27 protein-coding genes and 2 riboswitches are annotated in these 24,804 nt (G+C 64.7%); of the genes, 15 read left to right on the forward strand and 12 right to left on the reverse strand.

Features of this window, described 5'->3' with window-relative positions:
• The first annotated feature begins 5 nt into the window (after positions 1–5).
• From ASE30_RS01200 to ASE30_RS01210, 3 genes are all read left to right on the forward strand, one after another.
• A complete protein-coding gene (locus ASE30_RS01200) occupies positions 6–935 on the forward strand; it encodes a dihydrodipicolinate synthase family protein (RefSeq protein ID WP_057282440.1) in 930 nt (309 codons plus the stop codon).
• 95 nt (positions 936–1,030) lie between these two features.
• Positions 1,031–1,954, forward strand: a complete 924-nt coding sequence (locus ASE30_RS01205; RefSeq protein WP_057282441.1) for an ABC transporter ATP-binding protein — start codon at positions 1,031–1,033, stop codon at positions 1,952–1,954.
• Positions 1,951–2,712, forward strand: coding sequence for an ABC transporter permease (locus ASE30_RS01210; RefSeq protein WP_057282442.1), 762 nt, complete (start codon positions 1,951–1,953; stop codon positions 2,710–2,712). Before ASE30_RS01205 ends, ASE30_RS01210 begins: the two co-directional genes overlap by 4 nt.
• A 138-nt stretch (positions 2,713–2,850) precedes the next feature.
• Here the strand turns inward: ASE30_RS01210 and ASE30_RS01215 are convergent, their stop codons facing one another.
• Both ASE30_RS01215 and ASE30_RS01220 read right to left on the reverse strand, forming a co-directional pair.
• Positions 2,851–3,261, reverse strand: a complete 411-nt coding sequence (locus tag ASE30_RS01215; protein ID WP_057282443.1) for a DUF4168 domain-containing protein — start codon at positions 3,259–3,261, stop codon at positions 2,851–2,853.
• Between the two features lie 216 nt (positions 3,262–3,477).
• The gene (locus ASE30_RS01220) at positions 3,478–4,122 is read right to left on the reverse strand and encodes a hemolysin III family protein (protein WP_057282444.1); all 645 of its coding nucleotides are present in this window, start codon (positions 4,120–4,122) and stop codon (positions 3,478–3,480) included.
• Between the two features lie 290 nt (positions 4,123–4,412).
• Between ASE30_RS01220 and ASE30_RS01225 the strand changes: the two genes are divergently transcribed.
• From ASE30_RS01225 to ASE30_RS01235, 3 genes are all read left to right on the forward strand, one after another.
• Complete coding sequence (locus ASE30_RS01225) at positions 4,413–4,595, forward strand: hypothetical protein (RefSeq protein ID WP_057282445.1); 183 nt, start codon at positions 4,413–4,415, stop codon at positions 4,593–4,595.
• Positions 4,596–4,783: 188 nt separating this feature from the next.
• Positions 4,784–5,866 (forward strand): PHB depolymerase family esterase, encoded by a 1,083-nt coding sequence (locus ASE30_RS01230; protein ID WP_235515155.1) that lies wholly within the window; start codon positions 4,784–4,786, stop codon positions 5,864–5,866.
• Between the two features lie 147 nt (positions 5,867–6,013).
• Positions 6,014–6,526 (forward strand): DUF1993 family protein, encoded by a 513-nt coding sequence (locus tag ASE30_RS01235; RefSeq protein ID WP_057282447.1) that lies wholly within the window; start codon positions 6,014–6,016, stop codon positions 6,524–6,526.
• Positions 6,527–6,576: 50 nt separating this feature from the next.
• Here the strand turns inward: ASE30_RS01235 and ASE30_RS01240 are convergent, their stop codons facing one another.
• Positions 6,577–7,074: a VOC family protein gene (locus ASE30_RS01240; protein WP_057282448.1), complete on the reverse strand. Its 498-nt coding sequence runs from the start codon at positions 7,072–7,074 to the stop codon at positions 6,577–6,579.
• A 62-nt stretch (positions 7,075–7,136) separates the two neighbouring features.
• A complete protein-coding gene (locus tag ASE30_RS01245; RefSeq protein ID WP_057282449.1) occupies positions 7,137–7,493 on the reverse strand; it encodes a DUF1428 domain-containing protein in 357 nt (118 codons plus the stop codon).
• 170 nt (positions 7,494–7,663) lie between these two features.
• Between ASE30_RS01245 and ASE30_RS01250 the strand changes: the two genes are divergently transcribed.
• The gene (locus tag ASE30_RS01250) at positions 7,664–8,638 is read left to right on the forward strand and encodes a GlxA family transcriptional regulator (protein ID WP_057282450.1); all 975 of its coding nucleotides are present in this window, start codon (positions 7,664–7,666) and stop codon (positions 8,636–8,638) included.
• Positions 8,639–8,650: 12 nt separating this feature from the next.
• Here ASE30_RS01250 and ASE30_RS01255 read toward each other — a convergent pair whose 3' ends face one another.
• Positions 8,651–9,103 carry a GNAT family N-acetyltransferase gene (locus tag ASE30_RS01255; RefSeq protein ID WP_057282451.1) on the reverse strand — a complete coding sequence of 151 codons (453 nt, stop codon included), beginning with the start codon at positions 9,101–9,103 and terminating at the stop codon, positions 8,651–8,653.
• A 224-nt stretch (positions 9,104–9,327) separates the two neighbouring features.
• Here ASE30_RS01255 and ASE30_RS01260 point away from each other — a divergent pair, with 224 nt between their 5' ends.
• Positions 9,328–10,953 (forward strand): methyl-accepting chemotaxis protein, encoded by a 1,626-nt coding sequence (locus ASE30_RS01260; RefSeq protein WP_082601409.1) that lies wholly within the window; start codon positions 9,328–9,330, stop codon positions 10,951–10,953.
• Positions 10,954–10,965: 12 nt separating this feature from the next.
• Here the strand turns inward: ASE30_RS01260 and ASE30_RS01265 are convergent, their stop codons facing one another.
• Both ASE30_RS01265 and ASE30_RS01270 read right to left on the reverse strand, forming a co-directional pair.
• The gene (locus ASE30_RS01265) at positions 10,966–11,850 is read right to left on the reverse strand and encodes a TauD/TfdA family dioxygenase (protein WP_057282452.1); all 885 of its coding nucleotides are present in this window, start codon (positions 11,848–11,850) and stop codon (positions 10,966–10,968) included.
• A gap of 14 nt (positions 11,851–11,864) precedes the next feature.
• Positions 11,865–12,833: a tripartite tricarboxylate transporter substrate binding protein gene (locus tag ASE30_RS01270; protein WP_057282453.1), complete on the reverse strand. Its 969-nt coding sequence runs from the start codon at positions 12,831–12,833 to the stop codon at positions 11,865–11,867.
• Between the two features lie 92 nt (positions 12,834–12,925).
• Here ASE30_RS01270 and ASE30_RS01275 point away from each other — a divergent pair, with 92 nt between their 5' ends.
• Positions 12,926–13,573, forward strand: a complete 648-nt coding sequence (locus ASE30_RS01275; protein ID WP_235515156.1) for a helix-turn-helix domain-containing protein — start codon at positions 12,926–12,928, stop codon at positions 13,571–13,573.
• Positions 13,574–13,713: 140 nt separating this feature from the next.
• On the opposite strand, the gene ASE30_RS01280 is transcribed toward ASE30_RS01275, so the two are convergent.
• Both ASE30_RS01280 and ASE30_RS28800 read right to left on the reverse strand, forming a co-directional pair.
• The gene (locus tag ASE30_RS01280) at positions 13,714–14,139 is read right to left on the reverse strand and encodes a DUF2569 family protein (RefSeq protein ID WP_057282454.1); all 426 of its coding nucleotides are present in this window, start codon (positions 14,137–14,139) and stop codon (positions 13,714–13,716) included.
• 97 nt (positions 14,140–14,236) lie between these two features.
• Entirely contained in the window at positions 14,237–14,434 is a 198-nt protein-coding gene (locus tag ASE30_RS28800) for a hypothetical protein (protein WP_156407494.1), read from the reverse strand.
• A gap of 512 nt (positions 14,435–14,946) precedes the next feature.
• Between ASE30_RS28800 and ASE30_RS01290 the strand changes: the two genes are divergently transcribed.
• Positions 14,947–15,540 (forward strand): SUKH-4 family immunity protein, encoded by a 594-nt coding sequence (locus ASE30_RS01290; protein ID WP_057282456.1) that lies wholly within the window; start codon positions 14,947–14,949, stop codon positions 15,538–15,540.
• A gap of 6 nt (positions 15,541–15,546) precedes the next feature.
• On the opposite strand, the gene ASE30_RS01295 is transcribed toward ASE30_RS01290, so the two are convergent.
• Positions 15,547–16,776 (reverse strand): D-amino acid dehydrogenase, encoded by a 1,230-nt coding sequence (locus ASE30_RS01295; RefSeq protein ID WP_057282457.1) that lies wholly within the window; start codon positions 16,774–16,776, stop codon positions 15,547–15,549.
• Between the two features lie 46 nt (positions 16,777–16,822).
• Positions 16,823–16,914, reverse strand: a riboswitch (glycine riboswitch).
• A 1-nt stretch (position 16,915) separates the two neighbouring features.
• Positions 16,916–17,006, reverse strand: a riboswitch (glycine riboswitch).
• Between the two features lie 154 nt (positions 17,007–17,160).
• Between ASE30_RS01295 and ampC the strand changes: the two genes are divergently transcribed.
• The 3 genes from ampC (at position 17,161) to ASE30_RS01310 (ending at position 19,924) form a co-directional block, all read left to right on the forward strand.
• The gene (ampC, locus tag ASE30_RS01300) at positions 17,161–18,351 is read left to right on the forward strand and encodes a class C beta-lactamase (protein WP_082601410.1); all 1,191 of its coding nucleotides are present in this window, start codon (positions 17,161–17,163) and stop codon (positions 18,349–18,351) included.
• 176 nt (positions 18,352–18,527) lie between these two features.
• Positions 18,528–19,397, forward strand: coding sequence for a DUF2242 domain-containing protein (locus tag ASE30_RS01305; protein WP_057282458.1), 870 nt, complete (start codon positions 18,528–18,530; stop codon positions 19,395–19,397).
• 101 nt (positions 19,398–19,498) lie between these two features.
• Complete coding sequence (locus tag ASE30_RS01310; protein ID WP_235515157.1) at positions 19,499–19,924, forward strand: CopD family protein; 426 nt, start codon at positions 19,499–19,501, stop codon at positions 19,922–19,924.
• A 226-nt stretch (positions 19,925–20,150) separates the two neighbouring features.
• Here the strand turns inward: ASE30_RS01310 and ASE30_RS01315 are convergent, their stop codons facing one another.
• Positions 20,151–20,672, reverse strand: coding sequence for a hypothetical protein (locus ASE30_RS01315; RefSeq protein WP_235515158.1), 522 nt, complete (start codon positions 20,670–20,672; stop codon positions 20,151–20,153).
• A 10-nt stretch (positions 20,673–20,682) separates the two neighbouring features.
• Positions 20,683–21,525 carry an ElyC/SanA/YdcF family protein gene (locus ASE30_RS01320; RefSeq protein WP_057282460.1) on the reverse strand — a complete coding sequence of 281 codons (843 nt, stop codon included), beginning with the start codon at positions 21,523–21,525 and terminating at the stop codon, positions 20,683–20,685.
• 241 nt (positions 21,526–21,766) lie between these two features.
• Between ASE30_RS01320 and ASE30_RS01325 the strand changes: the two genes are divergently transcribed.
• Both ASE30_RS01325 and ASE30_RS01330 read left to right on the forward strand, forming a co-directional pair.
• Positions 21,767–23,716: a S9 family peptidase gene (locus ASE30_RS01325; RefSeq protein ID WP_156407495.1), complete on the forward strand. Its 1,950-nt coding sequence runs from the start codon at positions 21,767–21,769 to the stop codon at positions 23,714–23,716.
• A gap of 148 nt (positions 23,717–23,864) precedes the next feature.
• Positions 23,865–24,599, forward strand: a complete 735-nt coding sequence (locus tag ASE30_RS01330; protein WP_057282462.1) for a response regulator transcription factor — start codon at positions 23,865–23,867, stop codon at positions 24,597–24,599.
• The last annotated feature ends 205 nt before the right edge of the window (positions 24,600–24,804 follow it).

Genomic DNA, 24,804 nt, shown 5'->3' on the forward strand with positions numbered 1-24,804 from the left:
CCGCCATGACCCCAGTGCAGACGCCGCGCTACCGCGGCATATTTCCGGTGGTGCCCACCCCGTTCACCGAATCCGGCGAGCTGGACCTGCCGAGCCAGAAGCGGGCAGTGGACTTCATGATCGATTCCGGGGTGGACGGCCTGTGCATCCTGGCGAACTTCTCCGAGCAGTTCGTGCTGTCCGACGACGAACGCGAGGTGCTGACGCGGACCATACTTGAACACGTGGCCGGCCGGGTTCCGGTGATCGTCACCACGACGCACTTCGGCACCCAGGTCTGCGCCGCGCGCAGCCGGCGCGCCCAGGAGCAGGGCGCGGCCATGCTGATGATCATGCCGCCCTATCACGGCGCCACGATCCGAGTGTCCGAAGAGCAGGTCGCGGGATTCTTCCAGCGCGTGTCGGACGCGGTGGACATCCCCATCATGATCCAGGACGCGCCGGTGGCGGGCACGCCGCTGTCCGCCGCCTTGCTGGCGCGCATGGCGCGCGAGATCGAACATGTGTCGTACTTCAAGATCGAAACCGCGGGCGCGGCCTCCAAGCTGCGCGACCTGATCGCATTGGGCGGCGCGGCGGTGGAGGGGCCCTGGGACGGCGAAGAAGCCATCACCCTGCTGCCGGACCTGGACGCCGGGGCCACGGGGTCCATGACGGGCGGCGGCTTTGCCGATGGCATCCGCCCGATCATCCAGGCGCATCTGGCCGGGCGCCGGGACGAAGCCTATCGGCTATATGAGCGCTGGCTGCCGCTGATCAACTATGAAAATCGCCAGGGAGGCATCCTGACGGCCAAGGCGCTGATGAAGGCCGGCGGCGTGATCGCCTGCGAGGCGCCCCGGCATCCGTTCCCGCCGATGCGCGACGAGGTGCGGCAGGGCCTGCTGGAAACGGCCAGGCGGCTGGACCCGCTGGTGCTGCGCTGGGGGCGTTAGTTACTGGAATCCAAACACACCGTTCCGCCACGCAGAACAAGCGGCAAGCGCGTGGCGGGTAAAATCCCCGGCTATTGGTCAAGTTAGGGGCTCGTGTGCAGCCGGTCATTTCAGTTCAGGATTTATCCAAACGGTACGCCTCGGGATTCCAGGCGCTAAAGAGCGTAAACCTGGATATCCAGCGCGGCGAGATTTTTGCCTTGCTCGGGCCCAACGGCGCGGGCAAGACGACGCTGATCAGCATCATCTGCGGCATCGTCAATCCCACCGGCGGCAAGGTGCTGGCCGATGGCCACGATATCGTGTCGGACTTCCGCGCGGCCCGGTCCAAGATCGGGCTGGTGCCCCAGGAAATCTCCACCGACGCCTTCGAGAGCGTCTGGAACACCGTCACCTTCAGCCGCGGCCTGTTCGGCAAGCCGGCCAATCCCGCGTACATCGAAAAGGTGCTGCGCGACCTGTCGCTCTGGGACAAGAAAGACAGCCGCATCATGGCGCTGTCCGGCGGCATGAAGCGCCGCGTCATGATCGCCAAGGCGCTGTCGCACGAGCCCGCCATCCTGTTCCTGGATGAGCCCACGGCCGGCGTGGACGTGGAACTGCGCCGGGGCATGTGGGAAATGGTGCGCCGCCTGCGCGAAAGCGGGGTCACGATCATCCTGACCACGCACTACATCGAAGAAGCCCAGGAAATGGCCGACCGCATCGGCGTGATCCGCAAGGGCGAGATCATCCTGGTCGAAGAAAAGAACGCGCTGATGGCCAAGCTGGGCAAGCGCCAGCTTGCCCTGACGCTGAAGGCGCCCCTGCCCGGCGTCCCGACCGCGCTGGACGCCTATCAGCTCGACCTCTCCAGCGACGGCTACAAGCTGGTCTACACCTACGACAACCAGGGCGGCGGCGATATTTCCCGGCTGCTGCAGGACCTGAGCAGGCTGCAGATCGAATTCACGGACCTGAATTCATCGGAAAGCTCGCTCGAGGACATCTTTGTCAGCCTGGTACACGGTCAATCATGAACTTCTACGCCATACGCGCTATCTACCTGTTTGAAATGGCCCGCGCCTGGCGCACGCTGATGCAAAGCGTGCTGTCGCCGGTGATCTCCACCTCGCTCTATTTCGTGGTGTTCGGCTCGGCCATCGGCTCGCACATGGTCGAGATCGACGGCGTCAGCTATGGCGCCTTCATCGTGCCGGGCATGATCATGCTGTCGCTGCTGACGCAAAGCATCGCCAATGCGTCCTTCGGCATCTACATGCCGCGCTTTTCCGGCACCATCTACGAAATCCACTCCGCGCCCATCTCCTACGTCGAGATCGTCATGGGCTACGTGGGCGCCGCCGCCAGCAAATCCATCATCCTGGGCCTGATCATGCTGGCCACGGCGCGCCTGTTCGTGTCGTTCGAAGTCGAGCACCCGTTCTGGATGCTGGCCTTTCTGGTGCTGACCGCGGTCACGTTCAGCCTGTTCGGCTTCATCATCGGCGTCTGGGCGGACGGCTTCGAGAAACTGCAGATCATTCCGCTGATGATCATCACGCCGCTGACCTTCCTGGGTGGCACCTTCTATTCCATCAACATGCTGCCGCCGTTCTGGCAGACGGCCACGCTGTTCAATCCGGTGGTCTACCTGGTCAGCGGCTTTCGCTGGGCGTTCTTCGGCGTGGCGGACGTCAGCATCGAGATCAGCGTGGGCATGACACTGGCGTTTCTGGTGGCGTGCCTGGTGGGCGTGCGCTGGATCTTCAAGACGGGTTACCGCTTGAAGACGTAGGGGATTCGCGCCGGAAGACGCAGCCCCGCCGGCGCCCGGACGGCGGCGCCATTCCCCCTCACGTAAAAAACGCCACGCGCCCGGATGGGCGGGTGGCGCGGGCTTGCAGCCGGATGGGCTGCAGGCGGGGCGCTGGGCTTAGCGCGGCGCGGCGCCGCCCTTGCTCATGCCGATCACGCGTTGCTTGAGCTGCGGGTCCTGCTGCACGGCCTGGCCGATGCCGTTGAATTCCTCGACGGTCAGGCCGTCGGCACGCACCAGTTGCACCATCTTGGCGTCCGCTTCCTGGACGACCTTCTGCTTGGCTTCGTCCGACTTGGCGGCGTCGACCTTGGGACGGTATTCGTCCACCACGCCCGAGATCTTCTGCGACGCCGACGCAAAGCGCTGCAATTGCTGATCGGAAGGCTGCTGCACGGCGGGCGCCATGCCCGGCTGGGCCTGAGTCTGCCCTTGGGGCTGGCTGGCCTGTTGCGCCAGGGCAGGAGCACCGGACAGCGCCGTCGTCAGTATGGCGGCGGATAGGAATGCGTATTTGGAACGCTGCATGAAACCTCCTTGTTCCGGTTGAATGTCCGATCATGATGACGACGGGACCGGGGAGGGGACAAGTTTCCCGATGTGTTTTCCTGTGTCGGCAGGCCACGATATGCGCAGGCGCCGCAGGAGGGCGGCCCAGGGGGCGGCCCGGAAACGTTTTGCGCGGTTTCGTAGTCGCTGCTGGCCGCGATGTGTCCTTAGGTTTGCGCGCCGTGGCGCCTGGCGTCAGGCGGCGTACCAGAACACCGCGAAAAAATGGCAGACGGTGCCGGTCAGCACGAACAGATGCCAGATGAAATGGCCGTAGCGCCAGCGGTTGTCGAACACGAAGAACACGACGCCGCCCGTGTAGGCCAGCCCGCCCGCCACCAGCCACCACAGCCCGCCCGTGGGCACCAGTTCGATCAAGGGCTTGGCGGCGATGACGACGATCCAGCCCATCGCCAGATACAGCCCGGTCGAAAGCGCTGGCCGGTTGAGCCGCTTGCTGGCCTTCAGCCCCACGCCCAGCAGCGCCAGCCCCCAGACCAGTCCGAACAGGGTCCAGCCCCAGGGGCCGCGCAACGCGCCCAGCGCGAACGGCGTATACGTGCCCGCGATCAGCAGATAGATGGCGGAGTGGTCGAGCACGTTGAAGATCTGCTTGGCGCGGCAGGGGGGCAGCGCGTGATAGATGGTGGAAGCCAGATACAGCAGGCACATCGAGGCCGCGAACACCGCCGCGCCCGCGATGAAGGCGGCGTCGCCCTGGCGCACGGCGGCGGCGATCAGAAGCGGCGCCGCGGCCAGCGCGCCGGCGGCGCCGAGTCCATGGCTGATGCTGTTGGCGATTTCTTCGCCCAATGTCTGGGGACGGTCGTTAGGGAACATGGGCACTTGATGTCGGGCTGGACTGGTTGGGAACAAGGCTTCCACCATAGGCGTTTTACGGCGGCTGCTCAAGCGCGCAGGCCGTGCTGGGCGCAGCCATGCGGGGCCGGTTTGATCTGGTGCAAATCCGCCGGGGACCCCGCATAAAAAATGGGCCGGAACAGTTACTGTGTGATACATTTGACGCGCCAACAAGCCGCCCGCAGAGGTGGCCAGCATTCTTCTTTCCGGGCTTGCACCAGCGGCGCGCGTCAGCGCGTCCGCAACCGATACTCTTAGGGGAGGCACCGATGATTCCGGCAATTGGCCTTATGGTTGGGGCATACATCGTCACGCGCATGACGGCGATGCTGACCCGGCCCGACTCGAGTAAAGTGGTCAAGGTGCTTTCGATAATCACGATCGCCGTGGCGCTGGTTTCCTGTCTGGAATTGCTCACAGGCGCCGCAGCCCTTCCGCCCGCCCGGTTCTAAGGCCAGGCGTCCCCCCTCACGAACGGCATGGCCGCCGCAATCGGCACCTGGCGCGGTCATGCGCGCCGGGACCTTGACGTGAGGTAAGAGGATCTACCGAACAGGCCCTAGCAATGGCGCGCAGTTTCAGCAGTCTGTTTTTCAAAGCCGCAAAAAAAATCAGCAAGCTCCAGCGCGCCGCGTTGCGCATGGCAGCGCCCAAGGCCGCCCGCAAGCGCACCGTCTCGGCGCGCAAGGCCGCGGTCGCGGCGGGCCATGCGGCCAAGGCCGCCAAAGCCGCCAACGCCGCCATCGCGGCCAAGGCCACTTCCGGCGCCGCGCCGCGCAGCACGGCGGCGCCGCCGCTGGGCAACGGACGCTGGGAAGCCTCGCGCCAGTTCTCCGACGGTGCGGGGCGCAGGCTGGCTTTCGCGCGCTATACGCCGGCCGCCCCGCCCGCTACGGGCATGCCCGTGGTCGTGATGCTGCATGGCTGCCGGCAGACATCGGTGGCGTTCGCGCGCGGTACGCGCATGAACCAATGGGCCGATGCGGGCGGCTTCATGGTGTTGTATCCGCAGCAGTCCATGGCGCGCCAGGTGCAGCGTTGCTGGCGCTGGTTTCAGCCCGACGCCCACCATGGGGGCGCCGAGGCCGACCTGATCGCGGCAATGATCCAGGCCGAGGTCGCGCGCCACGGCCTGGACCCCGAACGCGTCTATATCGCCGGGCTGTCCGCGGGCGCGGGAATGGCGGCGCTGGTAGCCTTGCGCCATCCCGGGCTGATTGCCGCGCTGGCCATGCATTCCGGCCCCGTCGTGGGCGACGCCCACAACGCCGCCAGCGGCATCGGCACGATGCGGCGCGGCAGCATCAAGCCCTTGTTTCCGCTGCTGGAATCCGTAGCGGATCCGGCCGTGCTCCAGCTTGGCATGCCCGCCCTGATCCTGCAGGGGCAGCTCGATCCGGCCGTGGCCCCGCGCAATGCCCGGCAATTGTTCGAACAGTTCCGGGCATTGAACCTCCCGCACCCGGAAGACGTGCCGGTCGAGCGCGTGCTGGGCCTGGGCACCGAAAAGGCCTATCGCCGGGTGGACATGCTGCGCGGGCGCAAGACCGTCGTGCGCCTGTGCGAGATCACGCGGCTTGAGCACGCGTGGAGCGGCGGGGATCCCGCAGTGAGGTATCACGCGCGCAGCGGTCCCGATGCCTCGGCGTTGATCTGGCGATTCTTCCAGGGCCAGCGGCGCGTCGCCGCCGTCCCGGCGGAGCTGGGGCAGGCCGCCACGTAGATGCGGCGCGCGATTGTTCGCGCGTGAGGAATGCATATGTCGCGCCCGCGCGCGTCCGGATCGGCCGGACGCGGCGTAAGATCGCCGCATTCCCGACAAGCCCGGAGCGCCGTGCTCCGGCCAGGAAGTCCCTACGGAAATCAAGCCATGTCTCTGTCCATGTACCAGGCGTCCGTGCCTGTCTTCGTTCGCGGCCTGACCGTGCTGGCCGCGCTGCTGGAAAAAGCCGCCGCCCATGCCCAGGCGGCGGGTATCGACCCGTCCCAGCTCGTCAACGCCCGCCTTGCCCCCGACATGTATCCCTTGTCGGGCCAGATCCAGCGCGCAAGCGACGCGTCCAAGTTTGCCGTGCAGCGCCTTACCCAAGGCGACGCCCCGAAATTCCCGGACGACGAAACCACGCTTGCGCAATTGCAGCAGCGCATCGCCGGCACCATCGCCTATCTGCAAAGCGTGACGCCTGAACAGATCGATGGCGCGGAAGGCCGCAAGGTCACCTTGAACTGGGGGGAATTCAAGCCCGAATTTCAGGGCGACAGCTATCTGCTGACATTCGCGTTGCCCAACTTCTACTTCCACGTCACCACCGCCTACGGCATCCTGCGCCAGGCGGGCGTGCCCATCGGCAAGCTGGATTTCCTGGGGCCGTACCCTCAATAGGACGGCTCAGGCGCGCAATCGGGGCCGTCGCCGTGCGGCCCCCGGCCTGGTCATGTTTTCGCGGCGTCGCCGCAGCCTTCCAGGTTGCCCATCTTCGCCATGTTCTGCTGGATCTCTTCCGGCGTCAGGTCCTGCTTGTGCGTCGCGATGGACCAGCGGTGGCCAAACGGATCCACCACCTGGCCATAGCGGTCGCCCCAGAACATGTCGGCCGCCGGCATCGTCACCTGCGCGCCCGCGGCCACTGCCTGCTGCATCGCGGCGTCGACATCGTTCATGTACAGGTGCAGGGTGACCGGGGTGCCCTTCAGCGCCCGGGGTCCCAGTGTGCCCCAGTCCGGAAAGTCGTCCATCAGCATCAGGACGGAATCGCCGATGCGTATGGCCGCGTGCATGATCTTGCCGCCGGGGCCCGGCAGGCGCGTGATTTCCTGGGCGTTGAACGCTTTTTTGTAGAAGTCGATGGCATCGGAAGCTCCTTCGCACACGATGTGCGCGGTCAGCGTATGCATGCCTTCGGGTATGGGTTTGACTGCGGTGGTGGCCATGGTTTGTCTCCTGGTTAGTCTGATTGGCTGCGTTCGCGGCGCAGCCCGGGCGAGGGTGCGCGCTACTTGCCGATCAGGGAGGTGAATCCGCCCCAGCACATGCGCTTGACATCGAATACTCCGTCGCAGCACATGTCCGCGAGCCGTGGATCCGCCATGACTTTCGCATTGATCCGGTCGCGTTCGGCTTTGCTGGCGTACAGGATCCAGGCAAAGACCACGGTCTCGCCGTCGCGCGCGCCAGCCGCCGCGCTGAACGATGCGAAGCCCTCGCCGTCGATGTCGTCGGCGACGCCTTCCCGGTAATCGAGCGCGCCATGCTCCAGCCAGATGCCTTGGGCATGCTGCGCCATTTCCTTGTACTTCTCCAAGTTCTCCTTGGGGACGGTAAGCAAGAAACCATCTATGTACTTTTCCATCGATCACTCCTTTTGTCCGTGTTGTTCTGCCTTCTGCCTGGGCGCCCGCAAGCCGCCTTGGCCGCCGTCCGGATTCGGGATCGGCAGGTGTCACTTTATCGGGATATTTCCGCGTTTCAGATAGGCAATTGCGACAATCTTGCGGGTGGATTGCGTCAGCTTGCAGGCGTATGCTTGGCAACATGAAAAACGTCGCGTTCCTTCTGCCTCAGGCGGCCAATATCGCGTCCCTGGAAACCGCGCGCCATGGCTTCCTGGTGGCCAACGAATACCTTGCCGCGCATGGCCGCGAGCCGCGTTTCCACGTGCGCACCCTGGGCCTGACGCGCGAGGTCAGCCTGGACGACGGACGCATCAAGGTGCAGGCCGACATGGTGCTGGCGGACGCGCACGACATCCACATCTGCATCGCGCCTCCGCTACTCGGTTCGGTGTCCGACGCCGTGCTGTCCAACCGCGAGCTCATCGAATGGCTGTCGCGGCACCACCGCGAAGGCGGCGAGGTCGCCAGCCTGTGCATGGGCGCCGCGCTGCTCGCGGCGGGCGGCGTGCTGGACGGGCAGCAGGCGGTCGTCCATTGGGTGGCGCAGAACCTGTACGCCAGCCTGTTTCCCAATGTGCGGTGGATCAGCGACCGCGTGGTCATGGCGGAGAACGGGGTCTACACCAGCGGCGGCGCATTTTCGGCGGCGCATCTGGTCCTGCACCTGATCGAGAAATACACCGACCGCGACACCGCCATCTGGTGCGCCAAGTATTTCCAGCTTGACTGGAGCCGTCAAAGCCAGTTGCCGTTCTCTGTCTTCATGGGCCAGAAATCGCACGCCGACGACATCGTGCGCGCGGTGCAGGACTACATCGAAGGCCGCTACACAGAGAAGATCACCGTCGAGGATCTGGCCGGGCGCCACGCGCTGGGCCGCCGCACGCTGGAGCGTCGTTTCCGCCAGGCCACCGGCAACAGCATCGTCGAGTACGTGCAGCGCGTGCGCGTGGAAGCGGCCAAGCAGCGCCTCGAAACCTCGCGCAAGAGCGTCGCCGAGGTCATGTACGAGGTCGGCTACAACGACACCAAGGCGTTTCGCGACATCTTCAACAAATACTGCGGCATGTCGCCGGTGGGGTATCGCGAGCGCTATCAATAGCGCGGCCCGCGATCAGCCCTGGTAGCGGTACACCCGCGTGTCGCGCATGACGAAGCCCGCCGATTCATACAGGTGATGCGCCGACAGGCGGCTGGGGTTGGACGTCAGGTCCAGCGTCCGCGTCTTCAGTTCACGGCTCTTCACGATGGCGGCATGGGTGAGCGCCAGGCCCACCTTCAGGCCGCGCGCCTGTTCATCCACCACCACGTCCTCGATCCATGCGCGCACGCCGGTCGGAATGCGGAAATGCACCAGCGTGAGCGTGCCCACGATCCGCTCGTCGGGACCCATGGTGGCGATGAACACATGATTGCAGGGCGCGCGGATGATCTCGTCCAGGTCGGCTTCCGATAGCGGCGGGGCGGTCTTCGAGAGCTGGGGCAGCAGCCGCGCAAAGGCCTGCGCCAGGCGTGCGTCGGCGTGGGACGCCAGGGTCACGGTCACGCCATTGTCCAAGGGTTTCATGGTTGTCTCCGCAAGGGGGATGCTGTGTCGATCTTAGCAACGCCGCGCGGCGATATCTCGGCTGTCTTTGCAGAATCGCAAACAAGTCTCACGTAAATCTTGCAAATTGTGTCAATGAAATTAGACTGGGGTTTTCCCTGGTTCGATGTTCTGTGTAATTTCCGTGTGGTAATGCCCGACAGCATGGCGATGGCGGAGATCGACGCCCCTGACCGTAGACGACAATGACGATTCTCCGCATCAATTCCGGCAGTTTTTCCATCGGTGCCCGCCTGGCGCTGGGCTTTGGCGCGGTGCTCGCCCTGCTGCTGGCGCTGGCCGGCCTGTCGCAGTACGAACTCACGCACATCGGCGGCATCAACCGCGCGATCACCCAGGAAACCTGGACCAAGGCCAGCGCCATATCGGTCGTGGACGTGACGACGCGCGCCAATGCGCGCGTCAACCTGGAACTGATCGTCAACGCCAACCCCGCGGCTGCCGACAAGCTGTTTCTGCAGATCGACGCGAACCGCAAGGCCATCGATCAGGCGCTGGCGACGCTGCGGCCCTTGTTCAAGGCCGAGGATGCGCGCGCAAGGCTGCGCACGCTCGAGGACTTGCGCGGCCGCTACGTCAAATCCTTCCAGTCCGTGGGCGCGATGCTGAAAAGCGGTGAGCGCGACGCGGCGCGCCAGCGCATGCTGGCAGAGACCCTGCCGCTGCTCGACAGCCTGCAGGACCACATCATCGAGCTGTCCAGGCTGCAGTCCGTCGAAATGAACGAGGCCGCCGTCGCCAGCCAGGAAGTCATCCTGGAGGCGGAGCGATTGAACCTTGCCCTGGCGGGCCTGGCCCTGGTGCTGGGCGCGCTTTTCGCCTGGCGGGTCACCCGCTCCATCACCCACCCGCTCGCGCGCGCGGTCAAGGCGGCCGAAACCGTCGCGGGCGGCGACCTGGGCCAGCGCATCGAAGCCGGCGCCAAGGACGAAACCGGGCGTCTGCTGCACGCCTTGCAGGACATGCAGGAAAAGCTGGCTGGCGCCGTTCGCGTCATCCGGCACGGATCGGAAACGATATCCAGCGCTTCCGGCCAGATCGCCGCGGGCAACGCGGACCTGTCCAGCCGCACCGAAGAGCAGGCCGCTTCGTTGGAACAGACCGCCGCGTCGATGGAAGAGCTTGCATCGACCGTGAAGCAGAATGCCGACAACGCGCGCAAGGCCAACGGCCTTGCCGCCAACGCCTCTGAAATCGCCCATCGCGGTGGCGCGGCCGTGTCCGCCGTGGTCGGCACCATGCACGACATCTCCGCCAGTTCGCGTAAGATATCCGAGATCGTGTCCGTCATCGACGGCATCGCGTTCCAGACCAATATCCTGGCGCTCAACGCGGCGGTCGAGGCCGCCCGCGCGGGCGAACAGGGCAAGGGCTTCGCGGTCGTGGCGGGCGAAGTGCGCTCGCTGGCGCAACGCAGCGCGCAGGCCGCCAGGGAGGTCAAAGCCCTGATCGAGGAATCCGTCGGCAAGGTCGGCGAGGGATCGCGGCAAGTCCAGGAGGCGGGCGCCACCATGGAAGAAGTGGTGACGTCCGTGAAGCACGTGACCGGCATCATGGGCGAAATCGCCGCGGCCTCGCAAGAGCAGGCCAGCGGCATCGATCAGGTGAATCGCGCCGTGGCCCAAATGGACGAGGCAACCCAGCAGAACGCGGCCCTGGTCGAAGAGGCCGCCGCCGCCGCGGGGTCCATGCAGGATCAGGCGCGTGAACTGGTCAGGGCGGTGGGCGTGTTCCGGCTGGCGGAAGATGCCGTGCGCCGCGGCCAGGGCGAGGCCGCGGGGCAGGGGCATGCCAAGCTGTTGCTGGCTTGACGGGCCGGGCGCTCAGCGCGCCAGGTGCGCCACCGGGATCGGACGGTCTCCCGATATCGTGGTCCGGTGCATCTCGCGGTCGAAGCCGTCATAGTCGTTCATCGCAAGATGCTGGGTGCAACGGTTATCCCACAGCGCCAGCGATCCGGGCGTCCAGCGGAAACGGCAGGTGAATTCGGGCCGGGCCGCATGGCGGTACAGGAACTGCAGCAGCGGCTCGCTTTCCTCCTGCGTCATGCCGTCGAACCGCAGCGTATAGGTGCCGTTCACATACAGGGCCTTCCTGCCGGTTGCCGGGTGCACGCGCACCACCGGGTGGATCACCTCGCTGATGGCGCGATTGTCGGTACGCACGTCCATCTTGTGCGCCGGGTCTCCGTTGTTCACCACGGCGCCGCCCGCGCCGTACGATCGGACCGCGCTGTGCACCGCGCCCAGCCCGTCGAGAATCTCCTTCAGGCGCTCCGACAGGCCCTCGTAGGCGCGGTACATGTTCGCCCACATCGTGTCGCCGCCATACGGCGGAATGATCCGGCCATACAAGGCCGAGCCCAGCGGAGGTTCTTCGGCATAGCTCATGTCCGTGTGCCACAGGCCGCCGAACAGGCGGCGGGTGCTTTCCGCCTTGCCCTTCATCACGGGAAGGATGGTCGGATGACCTTCCAGCGCGCGCACGAACGGCACCTCCAGCAGCTCTCCGAAGCGCGAGCTGAAATCGATGTGTTGTTGCGGCGTTAATTGCTGGTCCCGGAAAAACACCACCAGGTGTTCATGCAGGGCGGTGCGTACCTCTTCGAACTGATCGTCGGACAGCGGCCGGGACAGGTCGATGCCCCGGATCTCGGCGCCCAGGGCGCCGGCGATGGGATACGTTTCCAGATGGCGATACAGGGTCATGCTTGTCTCCTGGCTTATTGGATCTTGATCTGGGCGCTGCGCACGAGCGCGCCCCACTTGTCCGTTTCCGCGGCGATATACCGCCCAAAATCCGCCGGGCCTCCGGCGGCGATGATTCCGCCCATGGCCGCGATCTGCTCGCGCACATCGGGCAGGGCCAGCACTGCCAGCAACTCCTTGTGCAAACGCTCCACGACGGGCTTGGGCGTTGCCGCCGGCGCCAGCACGCCGAACCATCCGGCGATTTCATAGCCCGGCAAACCCGCCTCTGCCATCGTCGGCACGTCCGGCAGTTGCGGCGAACGCGCGGCGCTGGTGATGGCCAGCGCCCGCAACTTTCCTGCCTTCACCAACTGCAGCGCGGAGGGCATGTTGTCGAACATCATGGGCACATGTCCGGCCACCGTGTCATTCAATCCTGGCGCGCTGCCCCGATAGGGAACCTGCGTCAGCCGCAGGCCCGCCGTCGACGCGAACAGCTCGCCCGCCAGATGCAGCGACGTTCCCGTGCCCGGCGTTGCATAGCCCAATGGCTCGGGCGCCTTGCGGGCGTAGGCGATCAGCTCCTGCACCGAGCGCACCGGCAAGGACGGATTCACCACCAGCAGATTCGGCACGCTCATCAGCATCGCCACGGGCGCCAGATCACGCTGCGGCTTGTAGGGCAGGTCCGGGTACAGGGCGGGGTTGATGGCGATGGGGCCGATATTGCCCATCACGATGGTGTAGCCATCGGCGGGCTGCTTCACCGCGTAATCGGTGCCGACGTTGCCGCCGGCGCCGGCCTTGTTCTCGACGATGACGGGCTGCCCCAGGCGTTCTCCCAGCTTATGGCTGACCAGCCGGGCAAGCATGTCGGTCGATCCGCCGGGCGGATACGGCACGATCCATTTGATGGGTTGCGACGGCCATGGCGCTTGCGCCAGGACCGGCCCCGTACAGAGGGCAAGGCCTGCCGCAAGCGCGAGTGCGATGCGTTTCATGTTTGTCTCCTTCCCTGGCTCGCCGGTCTTGCCGGGAGCATCATTAGTGTGTAATGTTCACCTAGTGATCAATATGTTTATCAGGTGAACGTGTGAAGAATAATAGATCGATCCAGAGGTGTCTATCCATCATTCGGGCCTTCCGTGGCAACGGCCGGCCCACGCTGGCCGAACTGGCGCGCGCGGTGGAACTGCCGCACGCCACCGTGCTTCGCTTCCTGCAAACGCTGGAAGAAGAGGGCTACGCCGCGCGTGAAGGCAGCCGCTGGCGGCTGACTCCGCAGGTCTTCGAACTGGGATTCGCGGCCATGGAAAGCCTGGGCGTGACGGATGCGGTGCAGGAGATCCTGCAAAACCTCGCCGACACCTACTCGGGCACCTCCAACCTGGGCGAGGCCAATCCGGAAGGCGTCATCATCATCGGCCGCGCCATGGCGCCGGCCGAACGGCGCCGGCTCGTGGTGATGAACCTGCGCGTCGGCAGCATATTGCCGCCGGCCAGCGCCCTGGCCGGCGGGCTGCGCCTGCCGGCCGGGCAATGGAGCCGATTCGACTACCCCGACAGCAATCAGGTGTCCGTGGCGGTGCCCGTGACGCAGGCCGGTGCGCGCGTGCTGTCAGTGGGAATTTCGGTGGCGGCGCCTGAGGCGGCAGGAGGCAGGCTGGAAGCAGAGATGGTGCCGGCGCTGCAGCGCGCCGCCGAGAGCATTGGGGGAGTAATACGAGTGGGCGTGGTCTGAGTGCCTGGGAGGCCATCAAGCCCAGTAGATGGCGCGCGTCCGCCTCCAGCGGCGGCACGTCCTGCATCCGCAGGCAAAGCTGCTCGGCCTGCGGGGCCTGCCTCGCTGTCCTCGTTCGCTGCGGCCCGGTCCAAAAACCGTCAGTCGCCAGCAGGCCGGCCCGCGCCATAGCGGACTTTCACGTGACTCGAAAACGCCAGATACAGCGTCCAGCCCGTGGCGGCAAGCATGGAGCGCAAGAAAGTGGCCGGCGCGCTGGTGTCCAGCAGGCTGGTTAGCGGCAAGTTTCTGGCCCACAGGGTGACGGCGAGCATCACCGCGCCCGCGATGGGCCCGGCGAGCCACAGGGCCAGATGGACGATCTTGACCGTCGAGGGCTTGCGGCGGGCAAAGAGTAGCGCGCCGGCTGCGATGCTCAGGACGGAGCACGCCGCCATGATGACCAGGATGGTCCACCAGAACCAAGGCACTGCCGGCTCCATCGCGTTGATCGCCTTCAGCAGCGGGATGCCTTGCGCAAGCTCGAACAGCGGCCGCACGCAAAGCAGGTGTATGCCAAGAAACATGAGCCACGCATTGAGAGCCCCGGGGTCGGCTTCGGGATTGGCCGGTAGGGAGGGGGCGTTCTGAAAGGGGCGTGCGGGTTTGGAGGTCATCCAAATACTACGGCCAAGCGCGCGGATTTTTAAGCCGGCAACGCAAGCCCGGCTTGAGATTCGACAACGGGCGGCAGGTTCCCCGCCGCCCGCAGGCCACCTGCAAAGCCTTCATCTGAGCGCTGCCTTCGGGGAAGCGGACGAATTGAACCTGGCCATCGTCGCCAAATTCGTCGCCCATCCTGTCTACGAGATCGTCGTTCATGTAGAAGCTCGTGGCCGCAAGAAAGCCGACCCGTGACTGCTTGCAGTCGAACACCACGTCCGTGATCGAGCGGTTGTAGGCCCTGATTTTTTGTCCTTGCCCGGGGTGCTCTGGGGCGTGGCATACCGCAATTCCATTTTCCCCTTCGCGCTTCCGGAAGGCTGCCGCGAATCCGGCATGGCTCCGATCCTGATGGCGGTACTGGGATGGTCGGGGCGAGGCGGCACCTCGAACCATTTCTGCGCGAGGGCGGCGGGGCAGAACAGGGCGGCTGCCGCAACGGCCAGGCCCAGGCGCGCCATCAAGCCCGGCGCACAGGACTTGCGAGCGGCGAGTGCGGGCGCTGCGTGCCTTCTCGTGCCATGACCGGGATCTGGTTTCATGAGCCGCTTGCCCTGTGTTGTTACGGGTGGATCGTTCCATCCGGTCGCGGCTTCAAATGTAGCAAAATGCCGTCTCGCGCTGAATGCGCGGTGCTTTTCCACCCAGGGTTCACCCTTCTTCTCCTTCCCATGTCCAAGACTTCCATCCAGCACCTCCGCGACCAGTTCTCCAGATTTGGCGAACTTCGCCCGCAGTCGCGCGACCAATGGAAAGGCGAGATCCCGCTGCCGGACGTGCTCGTCGATTTCTACGAGCGGATCGGCCCGTGGGGCGCTACCCATCACCAGAGCGTGGGCCCGGTCGGCATCACGCTTTCCGAGACGAACATCAGTTTCCTCCCGCTGCATCGGCTGTGGAATCTGCAGGCCGGCTATCGCTGGGACGCGTCTGACGGGCAGCGCGTGCCGCAATGGCAGGAGAACTGGCTTGTCATCGCGGACCAGAACGCGGATCCGTTCATACTCGACACCGAAACTGGAAGGATCCTGTACGCCATGCACGGCACGGGCGCCTGGGATCCGTACGAAGTGGCGCCGGACCTGTATACGCTGGCCGCCGCCCTGGCGGCGGTGGGCGTGGTGTTCCTGGAAGCGGATGAGGACCTGCGCGACGACGACTGGGCGGTGAAGCCCGAACACCGGCTGCGGGCGATGCGCGAGCTGGCCGCCGTCCTGGGCGACGCGCAGGATGCCGAGAATTTCCTGGCTGTTCTGGAACTGTAGCTTCCCTTACCGCGGCGGCACGGCTTCGCTGACGCTCGCCGCCAGCATCTGCGCCGTGGCGGCCGACAAGGTCCATCCCAGGTGGCCATGGCCCGTGTTGTAGAACACGCCCGGGCGTTTTCCGGGGCCGACACGCGGCATCATGTTCGGCGTCATCGGCCGCAGGCCGCACCACGGCACCACGCGGGAGGTCCGGATACCCGGGAAGTGCTTGCGCGTCCAGTCCACCAGCGGCTGCACGCGCTCCGCCCGGATATCCATGTTGAAGCCGTTGAATTCCGCCGTCCCCGCAACGCGGAACCGGTCGCCCAGCCGGCTGGTGACGATCTTGGCGGCTTCGTCCAGCAGGCTGACGCTGGGCGCGCTGGCTAGGCTCTGCGCGTCGTCCAGGTGCACGCTGATCGAATAGCCCTTGACCGGATAGATGTTCAGCGCGTCTCCGAGCTGCCTGGCGAACTGGCGGCTGGCGGCGCCGGCGCAGACGACGATGGCGTCGGCTTCGTGCTGCTCCCGTTCGCGGCCGTCGTCGCGCAGCATGTCCAGCACGTAGGGGCGGCTGTCGCGGCTGATGTGGCGGATGTCGGCGTCCTGCACGAACCTCACGCCGCGCCGCTCGCACGCCTGCGCCAGTCCGCTGGTGAACTTGTGGATGTCGCCGGTGGCGTCCGACGGGGTGTAGAAGCCGCCGTGGCAGCCCGTCCGCAGGGCGGGTTCGATGGCGAGCGCTTCCTGGCTGGATACGGCGTAGCGGTCCAGCCCGCCTTCCCGCAGCAGGGCATTCGCGCGGCGGGCCGTTTCGAAGCTGGCGGCGTCGTGATAGATGTGCAGGATGCCCCGGCGCTCCAGATCGAAGTCGATGCCTTCTGCTTCGGCCATGTCGAACAGGTGCTGGCGAGCCTGGATGGCCAGGCGCGTGGTCGCGATGGTGTTTTTTCTGTAGTGGGGAATTTGTGCCACGAACTGCGCCAGCCACGAGTACTTGTGCCAGCCCGGCCTGGGATTCAGCAGCAGCGGCGCATTGCGGCGCCACATCCAGCGCAGGCCCTTCATGAGGGTGGCGGCGCTGTTCCAGACCTCGGCGTTGCTGGCCGATAGCTGGCCGCCGTTGGCATAGGAAGTTTCCATGGCGGGGTAGCGCTGGCGGTCGTAGACCGTGACCGTGTAGCCCAGCTTGCAGAGGGCGTAGGCGGACGTGACGCCGGTGATACCGGCGCCGATGATGGCGATGCGGGGCATGATGGCTCCAGAAAGGGTGGCCGCGGCCGTGGTTGGCCGCCGCACCCCATCTGTCTCGGTACCTGAGAGCTTCACCCGTGGCGCGCTAGGCGGCGGGATCCCCTTCGGTGGGCGCGCACGGCGCCTCTCTCCAGATTGTCTAGACCGCGCAGTCCTGTTGCCTGAGAGTTTCCGGGGCGGTTGCTCCGTCGGCGCCCGCCACGGGGGCGAGTCTCTTCTGCGGGGTTTTAAATCGACCCGCAGAGCATAGCCAAAAACCTGAGCGGCGAGCTTAGGGGTTAGTACCAGGAGCGCCCGGCGCCACGGTACGATGCACGCAGTGCCGCGCGCCGCGTCTGTGGCCCAGCGCGCGCCGGCCGGATTCCGACACATAGAGGACGATGCATGCGTATCCGAAGACTGCTCCGCGCAGGCTTGGTTTTCATCAGTGTTTTCACCGGCGCGGCCGGCCCGGCCTGCGCGCGCTCGGAGCTGCCGTACATCGACAGCGTGGTGAACGAGGCCGCGCGCGCCGCCATGCGGCAGCATGACATCGCGGGGATGGTGATCGGCATCACGCATCAAGGCCGGCAGCGGTTCTACACCTACGGCGTGGAATCGCTGCAGACGCGGCGAGCCGTCACGCGCGACACGCTGTTTGAACTGGGGTCGATCAGCAAGACCTTCACGGCGACGCTGGCGGCCTACGCGCAGGCCAAGGGCCAGCTCGCGCTAAGCGACAGCCCCGCCCGATTCCTGCCTGAACTGGCCGGCAGCGAGTTCGCGAAACTGACGCTGCTCAACCTGGCCACGCACACCACGGGCGGCTTTCCCTTGCAGGTGCCCGACGCGGTGCGCAACGAGGCGCAACTGATGGATTACCTGAAGGCCTGGAAGCCCGAACATGCGCCCGGCACCTACCGCAGCTATGCCAACCCCGGCATCGGCATGCTGGGCGTCGTCGCGGCCGCAAGCATGAAGCAGCCCTTCGCGCAGGCGATGGAAAAAGAGCTGTTTCCGAAGCTGGGCCTGTCCAGCACGTACGTCGATGTTCCCGCCGCCAAGGCATCGCGCTATGCGCAGGGCTACAACAAGCAGGGCGCGCCCGTGCGTGTGAATCCCGGCGTGCTCGCGGCCGAGGCCTACGGGGTCAAGTCCAGCGCGCGCGACATGCTGCGGTTCGTGGAGGCCAACATGGGCATGGACGTCCTGGATCGCGACATTCGGCGCGCCATTGCGGATACGCACGTGGGCTATTACCAGGTGGGCGGGATGACACAGGACATGGTCTGGGAACAGTTTCCGTACCCGGTGACGCTGGACACGCTGCTGACGGCCAATGCGGGCACGCTGAACAGCCAGAGCCACGCGGCCTCGGCCCTGATCCCGCCGCTGGCGCCGGAGGACGCGGCCTGGATCAACAAGACGGGGTCGACCAACGGCTTCGGCGCCTATGTGGCGTTCGTGCCCGCCAGGAAGCTGGGGATCGTGATCCTGGCCAACCGCAATTATCCCAACGAGGCGCGGGTCCGGCTGGCGGCCGGCATCCTGGGCGAACTCGACAACAAGGCGCCGTCGGGATGGGCGCCGCCCTGATGTCAGTGGGGTCTATTTAGATACCAATTACAACCCCGGCCAGCGTGGCCGCGCGAGGGCAATCGACGGCTTCCTCTCCAAACTGTTTCAACCTATCACCACTAACACCCGTCCCCAATAACGACTCCGGTTTCTTGGCCGATAATGCAGGTTCGTTGCCCCAAGCCGGACCCCCTATGCCCTGCGTCACCCGCCGTATCGCTTTTCCTCTGCTCGCCACGTTGACGGCTGTTCTGGCCGGATGTTCCTCCCCCAAGCCCGCCTACGAAAAAGAGGACTTCGCGCAGAGCGACACGTTCTCGCGGACGTTTCCCGCCGGTAGCAACGCGACGTGCGACGCCGGCCGCCGGGCCTTGCTGAGCCAGGGATACAACATCGACAAGTTCGAGCCGTCGCGCGTGACCGGCCACAAGAATTTCCAGGGCGAGGACGGTCAGCACACCCAGATCAGCTTCAATATCGAATGCGCATCGGACGCCAGTTCGAACGAGCGCGCGACGGTGTTTGCGAACGCGGTGCAGGATCGCTATTCGATCAAGCGCACCAGCAACTCCGCCAGCGTGGGCGTGAGTGTGCTGGGCCAGGTCTCCATGCCCTTCGGCGCCAGCGACGACTCGCTGGTGAAGACGGGCAGCCAGACCGTGACGCGGCCCAAGTTCTACGACGGTTTCTTCCAGTTGCTGCAGCGTTTCCTGCCGGATGCGCAGGCGGCCGCGGCGCCGCACGTGCCGCCGCCCAGCCACGGCAAGGCCGCGCCGGCCAAGGCGCCGCCCGTGCCCGCCGATCCCGTGGTCTCGCCCGAGGCGCCCGCCGACACCTTGAATCCGGCGGCTGCCAACGGCGGCGCGTCGAACGGGGGCGGCAAGCCGGCGCCTGCCGCGACGGCGCCGGCATCGGCCGCGCCCGCCGCGGCTTCGCCCCCTTCGGGCAATTCCGAAGCCGGCGCGGCGCCGGACGCAACGCCCGCGCCGACCCCGCCCGCGTCGGGCAGTTCCGAAGCTGCCGCATCGCCAGAAAAGCCGGCCGCGCCGAAAACGGACAACTGAGGCGCGGCGGGCAGGGCGAACGATGCGCTGTTTGCCGTAGCGCAAATCCCGGATGCCGCCCGGCGGTTCCACGCCACGCGTGAACGGCGATAATGCCGGCCATGACCTACCAACTCCTGAAAATGGCCCACGTCGCGGCCGCCGTGGCCTGGCTTGCGGGCTCGCTCTTCGTTTCCCTGTTTCTCCTGTCCTCGCAGCCGCAGGACGGCGACGAAGCGCCCAAGGAGCGCAAGATGCTGAAGGCGCTGCGCCGCTGGACGCTGTTCGTCACCACGCCCGCCATGGTCATCACATGGCTGATCGGCCTGCACCTGGCCATGACGTTCGGCTGGTTCGCCATGAACTGGATCTGGATCAAGGTGGCTTGCGCGCTGGCGCTGTCCGGCCTGCTGGGCCTGCAGAGCGCCTCGTTGCGCCGCATGGCCAACGGCAGCGCGCACCGTCCGCCCATGGTGGACCTGTACGCGCCGTTCACGGTCGTGGCCTCCGCGGCCATCGTGACGCTGGTGGTGGTCAAGCCGTTCTAGCGGTGCGGCATATTCTGTCGGGGCATATCCAAACGCCCGGTAATAAGGACGCAACCAACGCGTCGTTCGTGTCAGCGAAGCTCCTCCCTAGAATCGTCTCCTTGATCACTGCGTTGACCTGGAGGCGATTCCATCATGACAGTCCATACGTCTGTCGCCGCGCCATGCCGGGAAGCGGGCCTGGCACTTGTTCCGCAGCAGGCGAACGCGTCACGCGCGCCATTTTTCAAGCGTCTGGTGTACGCGGTGCTGGCGTCGGCGTCCATGTTCCATGGTCCGGGCTTCGGGCCCGACCCCGATCCGCCGGAAGGCCGCTAGCGCGCCGCCACGCCACCCATTCACCCTCGCCGTCGCAATGGTGGGGGCCGCGCCTGGCCGTAGCCAGCCCTGCCCGCAACACCTGCATGTCCAACCCCGGCAGATTGCGCAACAGGGCCGGGGGCAGGCGGTCAAGGTCCAGCTTCGATTGGTCGAAGTCCAGCAGCAGCAGTCCGCCGCCATCGCTCGGCACCCGGAAGAACCACAGGCTTTCCATGTAATGGCCGAACCAGGGGTCCGGGAAGATGGCCTCCGTGAACAGGAAGCCGAACTCATGGATGTCGCTCCAGGGCCAGAATTCCCGAAAACCCATGGCGCGCGACAACGCGTTGGTCCGCGTAAAGCCGGCGTCGTCGAAGGACACGATCTGCTGCAAGGGGTCGGGCGGCGCGGGCGCCCGCGCAACCCAGCGTTTGATGTATGACCACATGGCGTTTGTTTCAGTAGGGTGGAAGCTCGAAAGGCCGCGCGCTGAATGCCCCATCCCCGAGCCGCGCTGCATTGGGCCCGGCGTACGCCGGATCGCGGGAATCCATGTCCAGGTTCACTGGCCGGCCTGGCCGTGGCGGCGATGCTCGGAAAACAGGCGGCGCGGCAAGCGGCATATTCTGCCTGACGAGCGCAAGGCGTTCCTTGATGGCGATGTCCGTCAATAAAAAATTCCAGGCGACATGATAGGGGCTGCTGGCCGCGCTCAAATAGTCCGTCGAGACGGGCGTGGCGCGGATGCCCAGCCGTGAAAACCGCAACATCGCCCTGCGTGAAAATACCGCGGGCGAAACCAGATATACCTTGTCGGCCTGCCAGTCATTGATCGCCAGATGCGCGCCATCGTCGATTTCCGCTTCGGCTGAAAACAGATCGGTATCGGGAATCATGTCGCCGTCGTCGACGCCCAGCGCGCTCAGCCTTTTGCGGTATGCCTCGAAATCCGGGGTTTTTATATAGCGCGACGTGGTGCCCGCAACAAAAATCCTGCAAGCCGCCGATTGCTCCATGCAGTGGCGGTACAGCTGGGCGGCGGCAATCACGCTCTCTGAAATGAAAATATCGGATTCCGCGCGCACGCCCGACGCCGGCAGCCCGGGCCCGGGGTCCAGCAGCACAATCGCATTGACCGATCCAAAGGCGGCATCAGAGCCATGGGCAGGCTGCAGATCATCCAACAGCCACGACGCCAGCCTGCCGTCCCCGACCAGCGCACCCGCGGCAATCGCGGATGCATAAAAGAGCGAGCTGATCCGCCGGCGCTTCAGTATGTTGAACAGCATGCCCAGCAGCATCAGCAGAAAAACAGATCCTGCAGCCATGCTTGATTCCTCGTGCCGCCTACACTGGGTTAATGGAAAATCAGGCCTTCATGTTAATGCGCGGTGGCCGTGCAAGATATGGGTATAAATGCTCAATCTGGCCCGGATGGTCCGCCGGACGTGCGCGCAATGGCAAAAATAAGTAATTCATCTCTGGATAAACGCGTCCGCGTTTAGCAAGCTGGGTGGAGTCCGGCAGAAAACAGGCAGAATCGTGAAATTCAAAAGGCGCAGAAAAGACTGGCTGGGTAAAGCCGATGTCGTGGTACTGATATGCTTGCTCTTCGCCATATATTGGGCGCTTTCCACCAATACCCGGCCGCCCCTCTATCCGGTCGAGGCCTTCTTTGCGCTGTCGCCCCGAACGGATTTCCAGATTTCCCGGGACGGAAAACACCTGGGCTATATCGAGAGCGGCGTGGACACCGACGGAACGCCGTTGCGGGGGCTGTTCGTGCAGTCGGTCATTGCCGGAACGCCTGATGCGGCGGCCAGGCGAATATCGGACGAGCGCGACGGGGCCATCAAGGGCTATGCCTGGAAAGATTCCTCGACGTTATTGGTATACAAGGAGATGCGCGAAAACCGGCTTGTGCGCATCATCGCCATCGACGCCGGTACCGGGCGTTCGACAAGCCTGGCCATGCCCCAAGACGGTCCGGTGCGCCTTGAAGACATCCTGCTGCACGACCCGCATCGGGTCTTGATCAGCCGCGATGGCGCCGATGGCGTCAGCACGCTGATGCAAGTGGACGTCCGCGACGGACAACAGACGGAAATCGCGGCGCTGCCTGAAAATGTGATCGCCTGGATCGAAGGCGATACAGGCCTTGCGCGCACCGCCATATCCAGAATCGGTTCCGACCTCTGGATCTACGCGCAGCAAGACGCAGAATCCGGGTTGCGCGCGGTATTGACCGTGGATTTTCGGACGGTATTTCAGCCAATCCGGTACGCGCCCGGCAGCGGCTCGCTTTATGTGCTGTCGAACCGAAACCGGGACAAGGTCGCATTGGTTAAATGGAACCCCGGCTCGCCCGACGCGGAGGAACTGTTATTCGCTTCCGAGTCGTTCGACGTGACCGGGATGGATTATTCGGAAGGCCGCGCCCAGGTGGACAGCGCGTCGTATCGGGATTCCAGGCTCGCCTACCATTTCTTCGCGGCGAAATCCGAACTGCTACACCGGAAACTGAGGCAAAGGCTGGACGACCGCGAATTGGTGTTGTCGGGGTCAAATGCCGACGAAACGCTTTATATCGTGCGGACATCCGGTGACCGCGACCCGGGCGGCGAATACCTGTATTACGCCCCGACGGACACCTTGACCAAACTGACGCTGGACACGGAATTGATTCCGCCGGCAGCCCTGGCCGGCATGCAACCGGTAGCGTATGCGGCGCGCGACGGCAGGGATATCGAAGGCTATTTGACGCTGCCCGTCGGCCTGGAGGCAAAAAGCCTTCCGTGCATCGTGATGCCTCACCGGAACCCCTGGGGCCGGGACCGCTGGGAATACAACCCGATCGTGCAACTTTTCGCCAACCGGGGCTACTGCGTCATGCAAATGAACTACCGCGGTTCCGCCGGGTACGGCCGCGCATTCCGGGAGGCGGGATTCGGCCAGTGGGGGCTGGAAATGCAGGACGACATTACCGACGCGGCGAACTGGCTGATCGCCACGGGGGTGGCGGACGCCAACAGAATTGGCATCTTCGGCATGAACTACGGCGGCTATGCGGCGATCGCGGGCGCGGCGTTTACACCGGGCATGTATGGCGCGGCGGTAAGCTACGGCGGAATGGCCAATCTGTTCACGACGTATGCCACGGTGCCCCACGAGTGGGACGGAATCCTGCCCATGATCGGGGAAGTGCTGGGCGACCCCATCAGGGATAAGGGCAGGCTCGTGGCCACGTCGCCGATATTCCATCTGGACAGGATCAGAACGCCATTGTTCATCGCGCACGGGCAATCCGATGCGCGCGTGCCGCGAGCGGAGATCGCCAGCATGGTCAGATTGCTGCGCCAGAGCGGCGCGCAGGTGAAGTACATGACCAAGCCCGGCGACCACGGCGGCTTCTCAAGCGCGTCGGATAAATTGCAGTTCTATCATTCGATGGTCCAGTTCTTCGACAGCAAACTGGCATTTGTTCAAGAATGAGCGTGCGCGTATCGAAAGGTAAATTGGACTGACTTGAGTACAAATACTCTGGCTCCGGTTTTGTTTTGAATCAAAAATTTGCCAAAAGAAACCTGGGTGCGCATGCGTCCACGTTGAGATCGTGCCTCTATTCTTGAAACCAGAACAAATGAGCAATCCCCAGCAGTTGTTTCGTCTTCCTTTTGACGAGTTGGCAATTCCGGCCCCGATAGGCCCCGTACCGCAAAACAAGGCCGCCACATTCCGCCGGGCCAATTATCTTCGAGCCGCCGCCAAGGTGTATGTCGTGGACGACGACGACCTTGTGGTCTGGATAATAAAGCAGCAGCTCAGGGACCTGCGCGTCGAGATCGTAGCCTATTCGTCAGCGGAGGCATTCATGGCGCAATATTCGCCCGCCGAATGCGAATGCCTGATCCTTGATTTGAGAATGCCGGCATTGGATGGGCTGAGCCTGCAGCGCTACCTTCTGGAAAAGGGCGTGGCGCCACCCATCATCTTCATCACGGCGAATCCCGACTTCGACGATGCAGTCGAGGCCATGAAGCATGGCGCGTTCGATTTTCTATCCAAGCCGCTTCAAGCCGACCGATTATGCGACGTGGTGCATGCCGCCCTGGAGACAAGCCGGAAAATGCATGTGAAGCGGCTTCAGGAAGAAGAAGAAAACGCAAGAAAGGCGCTACTTACATCGCGCGAACTTTCCATCGTCGAAGGAGTGATCGCCGGGTATTCCAGTAAAGAGATCGCAGAGCGGCTGCATCTGTCCGTGCGCACCGTCGAAAATCACAAGGCGCACATCTATTCCAAACTGGGTATCCATTCGTCCCTAGGCCTGGCCCGCCTGTTCATCGGGCTGGTGAATCCGGGGCACGGCCAGTAGCGGCTGGCGTATTGGGGAAGGGTGCGCCTGCCTGCGGCTTGGACGCCGTCCTTCGGCGCGAGCGGGCTATTTCAAGAAAAATGAGTAATTTTGCTCTGTGGGTCCCCGTCCAAGTATTGAAATAATGCGACGCATCATGTTGCCAGGTGCTGCCATCAGCCATTTCGACAGCATTTGACGCATGGAATTCTCAATGACCAAGGAT

Origin of the sequence: Achromobacter sp. Root83, assembly GCF_001428845.1 — a bacterium.
Classification (GTDB): domain Bacteria; phylum Pseudomonadota; class Gammaproteobacteria; order Burkholderiales; family Burkholderiaceae_B; genus Achromobacter.